Annotated in this window: 16 protein-coding genes; 15 read left to right on the top strand and 1 reads right to left on the bottom strand. The window is 65.5% G+C overall.

What is annotated here, in order from left to right; all coding sequences use genetic code 11:
* Window positions 1-128 precede the first annotated feature (128 nt).
* From prfA to ACLQ3J_RS10630, 14 genes are all read left to right on the top strand, one after another.
* On the top strand, window positions 129-1208 hold the full coding sequence (gene prfA / locus ACLQ3J_RS10565; protein ID WP_169622498.1) for a peptide chain release factor 1: 1080 nt from the start codon (window positions 129-131) through the stop codon (window positions 1206-1208).
* A 99-nt stretch (window positions 1209-1307) separates the two neighbouring features.
* Window positions 1308-2228, top strand: coding sequence for a peptide chain release factor N(5)-glutamine methyltransferase (prmC, locus tag ACLQ3J_RS10570; RefSeq protein WP_425903137.1), 921 nt, complete (start codon window positions 1308-1310; stop codon window positions 2226-2228).
* Between the two features lie 55 nt (window positions 2229-2283).
* The gene (locus ACLQ3J_RS10575; RefSeq protein ID WP_407445550.1) at window positions 2284-2946 is read left to right on the top strand and encodes an L-threonylcarbamoyladenylate synthase; all 663 of its coding nucleotides are present in this window, start codon (window positions 2284-2286) and stop codon (window positions 2944-2946) included.
* Between the two features lie 20 nt (window positions 2947-2966).
* Window positions 2967-4169 (top strand): glycosyltransferase family 4 protein, encoded by a 1203-nt coding sequence (locus ACLQ3J_RS10580; protein ID WP_425903139.1) that lies wholly within the window; start codon window positions 2967-2969, stop codon window positions 4167-4169.
* Window positions 4170-4180: 11 nt separating this feature from the next.
* Window positions 4181-4660: a hypothetical protein gene (locus ACLQ3J_RS10585; protein ID WP_425903141.1), complete on the top strand. Its 480-nt coding sequence runs from the start codon at window positions 4181-4183 to the stop codon at window positions 4658-4660.
* Between the two features lie 260 nt (window positions 4661-4920).
* The gene (gene atpB, locus ACLQ3J_RS10590; protein WP_407445551.1) at window positions 4921-5769 is read left to right on the top strand and encodes a F0F1 ATP synthase subunit A; all 849 of its coding nucleotides are present in this window, start codon (window positions 4921-4923) and stop codon (window positions 5767-5769) included.
* Between the two features lie 92 nt (window positions 5770-5861).
* Window positions 5862-6113 carry an ATP synthase F0 subunit C gene (locus tag ACLQ3J_RS10595; RefSeq protein WP_378602420.1) on the top strand — a complete coding sequence of 84 codons (252 nt, stop codon included), beginning with the start codon at window positions 5862-5864 and terminating at the stop codon, window positions 6111-6113.
* 13 nt (window positions 6114-6126) lie between these two features.
* On the top strand, window positions 6127-6690 hold the full coding sequence (locus tag ACLQ3J_RS10600) for a F0F1 ATP synthase subunit B (RefSeq protein WP_169622503.1): 564 nt from the start codon (window positions 6127-6129) through the stop codon (window positions 6688-6690).
* A 5-nt stretch (window positions 6691-6695) separates the two neighbouring features.
* Window positions 6696-7511: a F0F1 ATP synthase subunit delta gene (locus ACLQ3J_RS10605; protein WP_169622504.1), complete on the top strand. Its 816-nt coding sequence runs from the start codon at window positions 6696-6698 to the stop codon at window positions 7509-7511.
* 60 nt (window positions 7512-7571) lie between these two features.
* Window positions 7572-9215, top strand: a complete 1644-nt coding sequence (gene atpA, locus ACLQ3J_RS10610) for a F0F1 ATP synthase subunit alpha (RefSeq protein WP_169622505.1) — start codon at window positions 7572-7574, stop codon at window positions 9213-9215.
* Between the two features lie 48 nt (window positions 9216-9263).
* Window positions 9264-10241: a F0F1 ATP synthase subunit gamma gene (locus ACLQ3J_RS10615; protein ID WP_169622506.1), complete on the top strand. Its 978-nt coding sequence runs from the start codon at window positions 9264-9266 to the stop codon at window positions 10239-10241.
* Between the two features lie 6 nt (window positions 10242-10247).
* Window positions 10248-11696, top strand: a complete 1449-nt coding sequence (atpD, locus tag ACLQ3J_RS10620) for a F0F1 ATP synthase subunit beta (RefSeq protein WP_072700323.1) — start codon at window positions 10248-10250, stop codon at window positions 11694-11696.
* A 6-nt stretch (window positions 11697-11702) separates the two neighbouring features.
* Window positions 11703-12068 (top strand): F0F1 ATP synthase subunit epsilon, encoded by a 366-nt coding sequence (locus tag ACLQ3J_RS10625; protein ID WP_296550078.1) that lies wholly within the window; start codon window positions 11703-11705, stop codon window positions 12066-12068.
* Window positions 12069-12123: 55 nt separating this feature from the next.
* On the top strand, window positions 12124-12546 hold the full coding sequence (locus ACLQ3J_RS10630) for a DUF2550 domain-containing protein (protein WP_169622507.1): 423 nt from the start codon (window positions 12124-12126) through the stop codon (window positions 12544-12546).
* Between the two features lie 10 nt (window positions 12547-12556).
* Here ACLQ3J_RS10630 and ACLQ3J_RS10635 read toward each other — a convergent pair whose 3' ends face one another.
* Window positions 12557-13129 (bottom strand): cob(I)yrinic acid a,c-diamide adenosyltransferase, encoded by a 573-nt coding sequence (locus tag ACLQ3J_RS10635; RefSeq protein WP_169652782.1) that lies wholly within the window; start codon window positions 13127-13129, stop codon window positions 12557-12559.
* A 57-nt stretch (window positions 13130-13186) separates the two neighbouring features.
* Here ACLQ3J_RS10635 and murA point away from each other — a divergent pair, with 57 nt between their 5' ends.
* Complete coding sequence (gene murA / locus ACLQ3J_RS10640) at window positions 13187-14467, top strand: UDP-N-acetylglucosamine 1-carboxyvinyltransferase (RefSeq protein WP_169622509.1); 1281 nt, start codon at window positions 13187-13189, stop codon at window positions 14465-14467.
* The last annotated feature ends 407 nt before the right edge of the window (window positions 14468-14874 follow it).

The following is a 14874-nucleotide window of genomic DNA, read 5'->3' on the forward strand; positions in this document are numbered from 1 at the left end:
GTCGGCTTTTTTGTTCCACCGGTGTACCGGCGCGGCCGGGCACCCCTCGATACACACGCGTCGAGCGCCGCAACACCGAAGCAGGCGCACGGCATCGAAGCACACAGCATCACAGAGCGGAGCGACCCATGGCGGGGCAGACCAAGCCGTCGGCCATCGACGACATCCTGGCCGAATACGCGGGTCTGGAACAGCAATTGTCCGACCCGGCGCTGCACAACGATCCGTCGATTGCGCGCAGGGTAGGAAAGCGGTTCGCCGAGCTCGCCCCGGTCATGGCCACGTACACCAAACTGACCGCCGCACGCGACGACCTCGGAGCCGCTCGCGAACTGGCCGCCGACGACTCCGCCTTCGCCGACGAGGTGAACAAGCTCGAAGAGCAGGTCGCCGAACTCGACCGCACGCTCACCGATCTCCTCGCGCCCCGCGATCCGCACGACGGGGACGACGTGGTGCTCGAAGTGAAGTCCGGGGAGGGCGGCGAGGAGTCCGCCCTGTTCGCGGCCGATCTCGCGCGCATGTACACCCGCAACGCCGAGAACTCCGGCTGGCGTGTGGAAGTCCTCGGCGCGACCTATTCGGATCTCGGCGGCTACAAGGACGTCACCCTGTCCATCAAGTCGAAGACCGACGTCCGGGACGGCGTATGGTCGCGGCTCAAGTTCGAGGGTGGGGTGCACCGGGTGCAGCGCGTCCCGGTGACCGAATCGCAGGGCCGCGTGCACACCTCCGCGGCCGGCGTCTTCGTCTATCCCGAACCCGACGAGGTGGAAGAGGTGCAGATCGACGAGGGCGATCTGCGCATCGACGTGTACCGCTCGTCCGGCAAGGGTGGGCAGGGCGTCAATACGACCGACTCCGCCGTCCGGATCACCCACCTGCCGACGGGGATCGTCGTCACGTGTCAGAACGAGCGGTCGCAGTTGCAGAACAAGGCCCGTGCGATGCAGGTTCTCGCCGCGCGTCTGCAGGCCGCAGCCGAAGAAGCAGCGGACGCGGAGGCCTCGGCGGGCCGTGCGAGCCAGGTGCGCACCGTCGACCGCTCCGAGCGCATCCGGACCTACAACTACCCCGAGAACCGCATCACCGACCACCGCATCGGCTACAAGGCGCACAATCTCGACGCTGTGCTCGACGGAGACATGGATGCGCTTCTCGACGCGCTCGCGGCCGCCGACCGGCAGGCCCGGCTCGCCGCCGAATAAGCGCGTGCCCCGCCGCGTCGGTGGCGAGTCCCCTGTGCGAGGTATGCCTGGGGGACCTCGTGGCATCGGAGCGGCCGTGGGCATGGCACGCTGTACTGCGTGAGTCGTCAACCCCTGCGCCTGGCCATCATCGAAGCAGCGTCGGTGCTCGAGGAAGCGGGTGTCGCGAGCCCGCGTGTCGACGCCGAACTGCTTGCCGCGCACCTGCTCGGAATCGAGCGAGGCCGGCTCGGGCTCGTGCCCCTCGTCGATTCGGCCATGATCGAGGCCTACCGCGCGATGGTGGACCAGCGCGCCAAGCGCATTCCCCTCCAATACATCCTCGGCACGTCGCCGATGGGCGAGATCGACCTCGCCGTCGGGCCCGGCGTGTTCGTGCCCCGGCCCGAGACGGAACTGCTTCTCGGTTGGGCGCTGGCATTTCTCGAACGCCACGGACGCCGCAATCCCGTCGTGCTCGATCTGTGTACGGGATCGGGCGCGCTCGCGCTCGCCATTGCCCATGCCCGGCCGGATGCCGTCGTGCACGCTGTGGAACTCGAACCGCGGGCGCTCGCCTGGGCGCGGCAGAACGCCGAGACCCGTGCGAACGACGGCGACACGCCGATCGTGCTGCACCAGGGTGACGTGACCGACCGCACCCTGCTCGTCGCGCTCGAGGGCGCTGTCGACATTGTGGTGTCCAACCCGCCGTACATCCCCGAGGGAACCGTCCTCGAGCCCGAAGTCGCCGAGCACGACCCGCATTCTGCGTTGTTCGGCGGCCCGGACGGGCTGTCCGTCATCAAACCGATGATCTCGAACATCGCGCGCTGGTTGCGAATCGGGGGAGCGGCGGCGGTGGAACACGACGACACCAACGGCATGCTCGTCGCCGAGCTGTTCGCACAGCGCCGCGTCTTCGACGACGTCGTCGAGCATTACGACCTGGCGGGTAAGCCCCGATTCGTGGTCGCGCACCGGGTGCCGACCGACGTCGAAGCGAGTCGTGCGGCAGTCCGTTCCTCGGCTGGTGGTTAGCCCGGGCGCCGAACCCCGCGACGGAATACTCGAGCGCTAGTGGAAGGATGAGTGCGTGAGCACCGTGTACGACTGCAACAAACCAGATTCGCGCGCCGCAGGATTGAACGCGGCGCGGGGCGCGCTCAAGGCGGGACGCCTCGTCGTCGTGCCCACCGACACGGTGTACGGGCTCGCAGCCGACGCATTCGACAGTTCCGCTGTCTCCGCGTTGCTGAGGGCGAAGGGACGCGGACGGGACATGCCGGTGCCCATCCTCGTCGGATCGTGGACGACGATCGACGGCCTCGTCAGCACCGTGCGCCCCGAAGCGCGTGAACTCATCCGTGCGTTCTGGCCCGGCGGCCTCAGCCTGGTGGTGCATCAGGCACCCTCGCTCGCGTGGGATCTCGGCGACACCCGCGGTACGGTGATGCTGCGCATGCCACTGCACCCGGTGATCCTCGAGTTGCTGCGCGAGGTCGGACCGCTCGCAGTGTCGAGCGCCAACATTTCCGGCCGCCCGCCCGCCACCGACGCCGGTCAGGCGCGTGAACAGCTCGGGGAATCCGTCGGGGTGTATCTCGACGGTGGACCGGCCGAACACGGCGTCGCGTCGACGATCGTCGATCTCACCGGTGACCGCCCCCGGATCCTGCGCGAAGGCGCGGTGTCGGCCGAGGAGGTCGCCGAGGTTCTCGGCGATGATCCCGAACGCCTGCGCTCCGGCGGGGAGTAGCGGGCGGAGGAACGGAGCACGTGACTTCAGCCGACTCGGTCGTACTGCTCGCGCAGGCGGGACGTGGCGCGGGCGTACCCATCAGGGAACTGCTTCTGGTGCTTCTCACCTCTGCGGTGGTGACCTTTCTCGCCACCGGAGTGGTCCGGATACTCGCGATCAAGTTCGGTGCGGTGGCGATCCCTCGCGATCGTGACGTGCACGTCACTCCGACGCCGCGTCTGGGCGGCGTCGGGATGTACATCGGACTCGTGGCGGGCATCGTCTTCGCGCAGCATCTGCCGGCCTTGACCAGAGGTTTCGAGTACACCACCGAGATGGGTGCCGCGCTGGTGGCGGCGTCGATCATCGTGCTCGTGGGCATCATCGACGACCGGTGGGGGCTCGACGCCCTCACCAAGTTCGTGGGGCAGGTGACCGCTGCCGGGGTGCTGGTGGTGATGGGCGTGAGCTGGATCGTGATCTACGACCCCTTCAGCGGTTCCACGCTCGTGCTCGACCAGCTGCAAGGGGGACTCATCACGGTCGCGGTGGCCGCCGTGATGATCAACGCGATGAACTTCGTCGACGGCCTCGACGGTCTCGCAGCCGGTCTCGGACTGATCGCCGCGGTGGCGATCTGTGTGTTCTCGGTGGGACTGTTGCTCGATCAGGGCGGTGACGTCTCGGCGTACCCTCCGGCGCTGATCGCGGCCGCGCTGGCGGGGGCGTGCCTGGGGTTCCTGCCGTACAATTTCCAGCCCGCGAAGATCTTCATGGGGGACTCGGGCTCGATGTTGATCGGCCTGATGCTCGCGGCCATCTCGACCAGCGCGTCGGGTCGAATTCCCCTCAGTGCCTATGGTTCCCGCGATCTTCTCGGTCTCCTGTCGCCGCTCATCCTGATCGGCGCTGTCATGTTCATCCCGATTCTCGACCTGCTCCTCGCGATCGTCCGGCGCACGCGCGCCGGCGTGAGCCCGTTCAGCCCGGACAAGATGCACCTGCATCACCGGCTGTTGCAGATCGGCCATTCGCACCGGCGGGTGGTGCTGCTCCTCTACTTGTGGGTCGGAGTCCTGGCCTTCGGAGCCGTGGGCTCGTCGCTGCTCGACCGCAGGGTGGTCGTGCTGATGACCGCCGCGGGCCTGTTGTTCGCGCTCGTGGTGACCGCCGTCCCATCGCTCCGGCATCACGACGGTGACGGGGATGCACCACCGAAGCGCTTCCGCCGGGTCCGTTAGGCTCGATTACTGTGACCTCCCCGGATCTTCCCGAACCCGAACACTCTCTGCCCACCCTGCCCGACGCGTCGGCACCCATGCGCGCGGCCGTCCGGTACGGCGCACTCGGACTGCTTGCGCTGGCCGTCGTGGCGTCGATCGTGTCCGTGCTCGTCGCGGGAACGCCCGGCCTGTGGGGAGCGCTGATCGGTGCGGCCGTTGGTGGCGGGTTCATCCTGTTCACCGCGCTCGGCGTGCTGCTGACCGCGAAACTCCCGGCGATGACCGCAGGCGCGGTACTGCTCGGAACGTGGCTACTCAAGCTCATCCTCGCCATCGTGGTGATGGCGACGCTCGATCCGCTGGACTTCTACAACCGGAACGCGCTCGTCCTGACGATCGTGCTGGCGTTGGTGATCGTGCTCGGTGCGGAAACGTACGGCGTGGTGTCCCAGCGCGCGCTCTACGTCGACCCGAAGCCGTCCGCCGACAGCGGAAACGACGACCAGTAGTAGATACGTGTGTCAATTACTCGCGGGTAGGGTACCCACCTACGTACTGTCGTAGAGCAGTTGGTAGTGTGGTTTTCACGAAGGTGACACTGCACGCGAGGGCCCTTGGCCGAGCACGCGGTTGTGACTTCATAGGCGGTCGTGTTCAATGACCGCCGAGTCGACGAGAGTCGCCGACACCGGCAGGACGCGGGACCGCTACGGCGGTTCGGAACACTGGCGAATACGCGAGCCGACCTGGTCGACTTGTTGGATCGTCAATGTCCGATCGAACCGCAGACGGCAATGCCTGCGGCCGACTACGGGAGAGAGCGCTGAGCGTCACCACCTTGGCAGCCGGAGAATTCCACGCGCCGTCACTTGCTGATTTTTTCCCACCGCCAATCCTCTTCGAGGGCACCCCCTTCGAGATGGATCGACTGATGCTTATCCGCGTCGTCGTTGCACTGCTCGTCGCAGTCTTCTTCTTCTTCGCCATGCGGAGTCCGAAGATCGTGCCGCGAGGCGTGCAGAACGTCGCCGAGATCATGCTCGACTTTGTTCGTATCCACATTGCCGAGGACATCCTCGGCAAAGAGCAGGGGCGCCGGTTCCTGCCGGTGATCGTCACCATCTTCTTCTTGGTGGTCGGGCTCAACCTGACCTCGATCATCCCCTTCCTCAACATCTCGTCGAATGCGCGAATCGGCATGCCGATCGTTCTCGCTGCGCTCGCCTACATCGTCTTCAACTACGTAGGTATCAAGAAGTACGGATTCTTCCGCTACGTCAAGAGCAGCGTCGTCATCCCGAACCTGCCGCCGGCACTTCACCTTCTGGTGATCCCGATCGAGTTCGTCTCGACATTCCTGCTGCGGCCGTTCACCCTCACCATTCGTCTCATGGCGAACATGCTGGCCGGACATATCATGCTGGTGCTGTTCTTCAGCGCCACGCAGTTCTTCTTCTTCGACTCCGACGGCATCATGAGGTTCTTCGGTATCGGTTCGCTCATCGGCGGAGTCGCGTTCACCTTCTTCGAGCTTCTGGTGATCGTCCTGCAGGCCTACATTTTCGCGCTGCTCACAGCGGTGTACATCGATCTGGCGCTGCACGCCGAAGAGCATTAGCTCCCCGAACTGCACGACCTACATCTCTACACACAGACTGACTCGGTCGCCGATCCCCGGGGCCGGGCCACAAGAAAGGGAATGGAACACCAATGAGCGTTGCGCTTCAGGCAGCAGACGTCCTCGCCCAGTCGGAGACCACCTTGAAGGGTCTCGGCGCGGTCGGCTACGGCCTCGCTGCGATCGGCCCCGGCATCGGCATCGGCATCGTCGTCGGTAAGGCGATCGAGGGCATGGCTCGTCAGCCCGAGATGGCCGGTCAGCTGCGTACCACCATGTTCCTCGGTATCGCATTCACCGAGGCACTGGCGCTGATCGGTATCGTCGCCGGCTTCATCTTCTGATTCGACGACAACCATGGCTGACAGCATCCTGATTCTCGCGGCAGCGGAGGGGGAGACACCCAATCCCCTGCTGCCCGCGACATACGACATCGTTTGGTCGCTCGTCGCCCTGATCATCGTCGGCATCGTCTTCTGGAAGTTCGTACTTCCGATGTTCCAGAAGGTTCTCGACGAGCGTTCGGAGCTGATCGAAGGCGGCATCAAGAAGGCAGAGGAAGCTCAGGCAGAGGCTGCGGCCGCGCTCGAGCAGTATCGTGCCCAGCTCGCCGAAGCCCGTACCGAGGCGGCGCAGATCCGTGAAGAGGCCCGTACGCAGGGCCAGCAGATCATCGCCGACATGAAGGCACAGGCTCAGGAAGAGAGCGACCGCATCGTCGCTGCAGGTCACAACCAGCTGCAGGCCCAGCGCCAGCAGATCGTGGCCGAACTGCGCACCGATCTCGGACGTAGCTCGGTGGATCTCGCCGAGAAGATCATCGGCGAGACACTCGCCGACGATGTGAAGCGTGCCGGCTCGATCGATCGATTCCTCGACGAACTCGACTCCCTCAGCGCTGACTCTGCATCCGGAAAGTGAGCACCATGTACGCAGCAAGCCGTGAGGCACTCGCTCATACGCGTTCCGCGTTGCAGTCCGCCCTGGGCTCGGGTGCCGCGACTGCCGCTGCGGCTCAGGCCGGTTCCGAACTGTTCTCGGTGGTCGAGGCGCTCGACAACCAGCGGGCTCTCCGGAGCGCGCTGGCAGACGCCTCGGCCCCGGTCGCCGTTCGGGTGACGCTGGCCGAGCAGGTCTTCGGGGGGAAGGTTTCGGCCTCGACCCTCGCGACCGTCAAAGCCGCGGCGGGGCAGGACTGGTCGGCACAGTCCGACCTGACCAACTCTCTCGTCCAGCTCGGTCGTGAGGCGTTGCTGAAGGCGGCAGCGGAGCAGAACCAGCTCGACACCGTCGAGGACGAGCTTTTCCGCCTCGGACGCATCGTGGCCGGTAACCCGGACCTCGAGCGGACACTTTCCGACCGCAGCACCACGGTTACGGCCAAGCGGGAGCTGCTGTCGCGTCTGCTCTACGGCAAGGTGACCGCGATCACCGAAGCGTTGGCGGTTCATGCCGTCGGTCGGCTCCGCAAGCCGCCGGCCGAGACGCTCGACGAACTGTCGGCGCTCGCCGCAACACAGCGCGATCGTGCCGTTGCGCACGTCCGAAGCGCGGCACCCCTCGATGCGACGCAGGAAGAGCGGCTCGCCGCTACCCTGGGCCGTATCTACGGGAAGCCTGTGACGGTGCACGTCGAGGTCGATCCCGAGCTTCTCAGTGGATTGGTCGTCCGGGTGGGCGACGAGGTCATCGACGGCAGTGCTGCGGGTCGACTCGCGGCAGTGCGCAAGAGCCTCACGTAGTCCACTTCCGAACACACACATAGATCTTTCCGAAGACCTGATACCGAGAGCAGGAAGAACATGGCGGAGCTGACGATCTCCTCCGACGAGATCCGTAGCGCGATTGACAATTACACCGCGAGCTACTCCCCGGAGGCCTCCCGCGAAGAGGTCGGCGTGGTCGTCGACACCAGTGACGGCATCGCGCACATCAGCGGCCTCCCGTCGGCGATGTCCAACGAGCTGCTGGAATTCCCCGGCGGCGTTCTGGGCGTGGCCCTCAACCTCGAAGCCACCGAAATCGGTGCCGTGATCCTGGGCGACTTCCAGTCCATCCAGGAAGGCCAGGAAGTAAAGCGGACCGGCGACGTTCTGTCCGTCCCGGTCAGCGACAACTTCCTCGGACGCGTCGTGAACCCGCTCGGTCAGCCGATCGACGGCCTCGGCGACATCGAAGCCGACGAGACCCGTGCGCTCGAGCTGCAGGCCGCTTCCGTGCTGGAGCGCCAGCCGGTCGAGGAGCCGCTCCAGACGGGCATCAAGGCCATCGACGCGATGACCCCGATCGGGCGTGGCCAGCGCCAGCTCGTGATCGGCGACCGCAAGACCGGCAAGACCGCGGTCTGCATCGACGCGATCCTGAACCAGAAGGCCAACTGGGAGTCCGGCGACGCGTCGAAGCAGGTGCGCTGCATCTACGTCGCGATCGGCCAGAAGGGCTCCACCATCGCGGGCGTCAAGCAGGCCCTCGAGGAGAACGGCGCGATGGAGTACACCACCATCGTCGCAGCTCCGGCCTCCGACTCCGCCGGCTTCAAGTGGCTCGCCCCGTACACCGGTTCGGCCCTCGGCCAGCACTGGATGTACCAGGGCAAGCACGTCCTCATCGTGTTCGACGACCTGACCAAGCAGGCCGAGGCATACCGTGCCATCTCGCTGCTGCTGCGTCGCCCGCCGGGACGTGAGGCATACCCCGGTGACGTCTTCTACCTGCACTCGCGTCTGCTGGAGCGTTCGGCCAAGCTGTCCGACGCGCTCGGTGGCGGCTCGCTGACGGCACTGCCGATCATCGAGACCAAGGCGAACGACGTCTCGGCCTACATCCCGACCAACGTCATCTCCATCACCGACGGTCAGGTCTTCCTCGAGTCGGACCTCTTCAACAAGGGCGTCCGTCCCGCGATCAACGTCGGTATCTCGGTCTCCCGAGTCGGTGGCGCCGCGCAGACCAAGGGCATGAAGAAGGTCTCCGGCTCCCTGCGTCTGGAACTTGCTCAGTACCGCGAGCTCGAGGCATTCGCGACCTTCGCTTCCGATCTCGATGCCGCGTCGAAGGCGCAGCTCGAGCGCGGACAGCGACTCGTCGAGCTCCTCAAGCAGGATCAGTACTCGCCGATCGCCGTCGAGGACCAGATCATCTCGATCTACCTTGCCGGTGAGGGTGTCTTCGACTCCGTTCCCGTCGGCGACGTCCGTCGTTTCGAGACCGAGCTTCTCGAGGATCTGCATCGCAACGCTTCGGGCGTCTACGAGCAGATCGCCGGTGGCAAGGCCCTGACCGACGAGTCGATCGAGGCACTGACCGCCGCGACCGCCAAGTTCAAGGAGGGCTTCCTCGCCTCCGACGGCAGCCGCGTCGTGAACGAGGCCGAAGCAGAGGCTCTCGGCGCCGACGAAGTGGCGCAGGAGCAGGTCTCCGTCAAGCGCACCTCCGTTCGCAAGTGAACGGGGCGGCCATGACCCAGCGTCCAGTGAAGGGAGTGTGATCGACGAATGGCGAACTTGCGTGAGCTGCGCTCGCGGATCAAGTCGGTCAACTCGACCAAGAAGATCACCAAGGCGCAGGAACTGATCGCGACGTCGCGCATCACGAAGGCTCAGGCCCGAGTGGCGGCATCGAAGCCCTACGCCGAGGAGATCACCAAGGTCCTCTCGGAGTTGGCCAGCGCGTCCTCGTCGCTGGATCACCCCCTGCTCAACGAGCGCGAGAACCCGAAGCGTGCGGCAGTGCTGGTCGTGACCAGCGACCGCGGTATGGCCGGTGGTTACAACTCCAACGTCTTGAAGGAGGCGGAGGAGCTGCGCCAGCTGCTCGTCAGCGAGGGCAAAGAGCCTGTGCTGTACGTGCTGGGCGGTAAGGGCCTGTCGTTCTACACCTTCCGTGAGCGTCCCGTCGCGGGTGCCTGGACAGGCTTCTCGCAGGAACCCCGTTACACGGATGCTGCGAAGGCGAGCCGGCACCTGGTCGAGCTGTTCATGGCCGGATCCGGTTCCGAGGTGCCTGCACCCAACGGCGAAGGCACCATCGAGGGCGTCGACGAGCTGCACATCGTCTACACCCGGTTCGTGTCCATGCTGACCCAGATCCCCGAGGTGCGTCGTATGGCGCCGCTCGAGGTGAGTGTCACCGAGGACGAGATCGAACTGGGTTCGGATATGCTGAGCGACGGTCATCGTGTATCCGAGGGACCCACGGCCGACTACAACTTCGAGCCCGAGGCGTCGACGCTGCTGTCCGCGCTTCTGCCGAAGTACGTCAGCACGCGAATCTTCGCGTCGCTGCTGGAGGCCGCGGCCTCCGAGTCGGCTGCCCGTCGTACCGCGATGAAGGCCGCGACGGACAATGCCACGGATCTGGTGAACACCCTCAGCCGTCAGGCGAATCAGGCCCGCCAGGCCCAGATCACCCAGGAAATCAGCGAGATCGTCGGCGGTGCCGGTGCGCTCGCCTCGAGTGCAGGAAGTGACTGAACCACAATGACCGCAGCAGTTACCGACAAAAACGCCGGTGCGGCGTCGGCCCTTGCCGGGCGCGTCGTCCGCGTCATCGGCGCCGTCGTCGACGTGGAGTTCCCGCGTGGCGCCGTACCCGAACTGTTCAACGCCCTGCACGCAGAGGTCACTCTGCCGTCCGTGGCGAAGACCCTGACCCTCGAGGTCGCGCAGCACCTGGGTGACAACCTGGTCCGCACGATCTCGATGCAGCCCACCGACGGTCTGGTGCGCGGCACCTCCGTCACCGACACCGGTCGCCCGATCTCCGTGCCGGTCGGCGATGTCGTGAAGGGCCACGTCTTCAACGCCCTGGGCGACTGCCTCGATGCACCCGGAACGGGTCGCGACGGCGAGCAGTGGGGCATCCACCGCAAGCCCCCGGCCTTCGACCAGCTCGAGGGCAAGACCGAAATCCTCGAGACCGGCATCAAGGTCATCGACCTGCTCACCCCGTACGTCAAGGGCGGCAAGATCGGTCTGTTCGGTGGTGCCGGTGTCGGCAAGACCGTTCTGATCCAGGAGATGATCACCCGTATCGCGCGTGAGTTCTCCGGTACGTCGGTGTTCGCCGGCGTCGGCGAGCGCACCCGTGAGGGCACCGACCTCCACCTCGAGATGGAAGAGATGGGCGTCCTCCAGGACACCGCCCTTGTCTTCGGCCAGATGGACGAGCCGCCGGGCACGCGTATGCGCGTCGCCCTGTCCGCACTGACCATGGCGGAGTACTTCCGCGATGTGCAGGGCCAGGACGTGCTGCTCTTCATCGACAACATCTTCCGGTTCACCCAGGCCGGTTCCGAGGTGTCGACCCTTCTCGGTCGTATGCCTTCGGCCGTGGGTTACCAGCCGACGCTGGCCGACGAGATGGGTGAGCTCCAGGAGCGCATCACCTCGACGCGTGGTCGCTCGATCACCTCGCTGCAGGCGATCTACGTTCCCGCCGACGACTACACCGACCCGGCGCCGGCCACGACGTTCGCGCACCTCGATGCGACCACCGAGCTCTCGCGTCCGATTTCGCAGATGGGTATCTACCCCGCTGTGGACCCGCTGACGTCGACCTCGCGCATCCTCGAGCCCGGCATCGTCGGCGCGGATCACTTCCGTGTCGCCAACGAGGTCAAGCGGATCCTTCAGAAGTACAAGGAACTGCAGGACATCATCGCCATCCTCGGTATGGACGAGCTTTCCGAAGAGGACAAGGTCACGGTCAACCGTGCCCGTCGTCTCCAGAAGTTCCTCGGCCAGAACTTCATCGTTGCCGAGAAGTTCACGGGTCAGCCCGGTTCGGTCGTGCCGCTCAGCGACACGATCGAGGCGTTCGACCGCGTCTGCAAGGGCGAGTTCGACCACCTTCCGGAGCAGGCCTTCAACAGCTGCGGTGGACTCGACGATGTCGAGGCCGCGGCCAAGAAGATCTCCGGGAAGTAGGCCGGCGTGGCTGAGATGCGCGTAGACATCGTTGCCGTCGAGGAACGTGTCTGGTCGGGAGAGGCGACTCTCGTCACCGCCCAGACCACCGAAGGCGAAATCGGCGTCATGCCCGGACACGAGCCGGTCCTCGGCCAGCTCGTCGAGGGCGGTGTCGTGTCGGTCAAGACCGCCGACGGGGAGCGTATCGTCATGGCAGTCGACGGCGGATTCCTCTCGGTGACCGCCACGACCGTGACGGTTCTTGCCGAAGCGGCCGTTCTTGCCGAAGACATCGACGTCGAGGCAGCGAAGTCGACCCTGGCCGAAAGTCAGGACGAGGCGGCAGTCGCAGCGGCCAAGGGCCGCCTGCGGGCCGTCGAACGGGCCTGATCGTCGGATACACAACGAAGAGCCGCGACGGAGCCGACAAGCAGTGTCACTCGGAATGATTGTTCTCATCATCCTTGTGGTTCTGCTTGCGGTTGCCGTCGCGGCTCTCGTTTATCGTGCCTTCTCCCTTCGGGGAGGGGGCACTGCCGCGATTCTGAGGGTTCTCCCGCGCAGTGACTGCGCCGGATGGCGCCACGGGATCATTCGTTACGGCGACGAGACGCTCGCCTTCTACAAGCTCTCGAGTCTGCGTCCCGGGCCGGATACGCGGATTTCCCGCCAGGGCATCGAGGTGCGTTCGCGCCGGCACGCCACTGCAGCGGAGACGGACATCATGACCGAGGACATCGTGATCCTCGAGATCGTCGACGGCGACGGATCCTACGAGATCGCTCTGGACAGCGGCGCGAAGACGGCGTTCCTGTCCTGGGTGGAGTCCAGGCCGTCGGGACGCTCGCAGCGCCGCCGTCCCTACTAGATCGACCTACCTACGCGCCCGCTCCGGGCTTCCACAGGACGTCGCCCTCCGGATTGGTGACCCTGCTGAGGATGAACAACAGATCCGACAGACGGTTGAGGTACTTCGCCGGCAAGACTGTCGTGGTCTCGGGTGCGGCGTCCACCGCAGCCCATGCCGAACGTTCCGCCCGGCGCGCCACCGTGCGAGCGGTGTGCAGGAGCGCCGCGGCCGGGGTTCCGCCCGGAAGAATGAACGAATCGAGCGGTCCCAGCTCTTCGTTGAATTCGTCGCACCACGCCTCGAGCCGGTCGATGTACGGCTCGGTGATGCGCAGCGGCGGGTACTTCGGGTTCTCCGCGATCGGCGTCGACAGATCGGCGCCCGCATCGAACAGGTCGTTCTGGATCTGCTGCAGCACGGGAACGAGCCGCTCGGGGACGGAACCGAGTGCGAGCACCACCCCGATCGCCGCGTTCGTCTCGTCGCAATCGGCGTAGGCGATCAATCGCGGGTCGTTCTTCGATACCCGGGAAAAATCACTGAGGCCCGTCGTACCGTCGTCTCCGGTACGGGTATAGATCCTGGTGAGATGCACTGCCATGGCCGCCACGGTACCGGTTCCGCTGTAGAGACAGACACGACGTTAGGCTGTGTCGCTGTGAGTGAACGCTTTCTTGTCACCGGGGGAAACCGGCTCGTTGGTGATGTCGTCGTCGGTGGTGCCAAGAACAGCGTGCTCAAGCTGATGGCTGCCGCGCTTCTCGCCGAGGGCACCACGACGATTACGAACTGTCCAGACATCCTCGACGTGCCCTTGATGGCGGAGGTCCTGCGGGGTCTCGGCTGCGAGGTCGAACTCGACGGTGACGAAGTACGGATCACGACCCCCGCGCAGCCGTCGTACCACGCGGACTTCGCTGCGGTGAAGCAGTTCCGTGCCTCCGTATGTGTCCTCGGACCCTTGGTCGCGAGATGCCGCCGCGCGGTGGTCGCCCTGCCGGGCGGAGACGCGATCGGCTCCCGCCCTCTCGACATGCACCAGTCCGGTCTCCGTCTGCTGGGGGCGCACAGCACCATCGAGCACGGCTGCGTCGTTGCCGAGGCGGACGAACTGCACGGCGCGACGATCCGGCTGGCCTTCCCGTCGGTGGGTGCCACCGAGAACATCCTCATGGCTGCTGTCCTCGCAAAGGGCGACACCACTATCGACAATGCCGCGCGTGAACCGGAGATCGTGGACCTGTGCACCATGCTCGTCCAGATGGGCGCCCGGATCACGGGCGCCGGGAGCACGACTCTTCGGATCTCCGGCGTTCCTGCGCTCTCGCCCACGAGTCATCGCTGCATCGGTGACCGCATCGTGGCGGCGACGTGGGGGATCGCGGCGGCGATGACGCGCGGGGATCTGACCGTGCGCGGAGTCAATCCCAAGCACCTCGCGCTCGTGCTCGACAAGCTGCGGGGAGCCGGCGCCGAAGTGGCTCCGCTCGTGGACGGGTTCCGCGTGGTCCAGAGGGAGCGTCCGCGGGCGGTCAACTTCGCGACACTTCCGTACCCCGGTTTCCCTACCGATCTTCAGCCGATGGCCATCGGGCTCGCGGCGGTGGCGGACGGCACGTCGATGATCACCGAAAACGTCTTCGAGGCGCGGTTCCGCTTCGTGGAGGAGATGGTGCGTCTGGGCGCCGACGCGCGGACGGACGGACACCATGCGGTGATCCGCGGCGTGGAGGAACTGTCGAGTGCTCCGGTATGGGCGTCGGATATCCGTGCAGGGGCCGGACTGGTGCTTGCCGGGCTGTGCGCAGACGGGGTGACCGAAGTGCACGACGTCTACCACATCGATCGCGGCTACCCGAGGTTCGTGGAAATCATCCAGGAGCTGGGCGGCAACATCGAGCGGGTCGGGGCCGGCGAGCCCACTCTCCTGCGCGGATGAGGCCCGGCGTGGCATGTGTGCGGCGTCACGATTGAAGATCCCGGTGCGCGGGGTAGACGCTAGGCCCGCTCACCTGGGGTTTCCTTCCCTGAATGGCTGCTGACCAGGGGATTTGCAGGGCAGTTCATCGTCGCGTAACTTAGTCCAAGTCAGAGCGACACGGACACCGACCCGGACCTGAGGGACTGGGACAACGAGGTTGGACGAAGGCGCCTGCACGTTTACACGACACACAATCTTCTGGTAAGGTTGGTGTTCGCCCCAGGGAGCCGATGAGGAACCCGGTGGGACAACAAACCCCGGATCGAACAAGTTGAGAAACTTGCGAGTGATGGTGTGTGCGTGTTCTTTGAGAACTCAACAGTGTGCCGATGAATGTCAGTGCCAATTATTTGGTGCGATCATCC

This window comes from Rhodococcus sp. DT1, from assembly GCF_049844875.1.
Lineage (GTDB): Bacteria > Actinomycetota > Actinomycetes > Mycobacteriales > Mycobacteriaceae > Rhodococcus.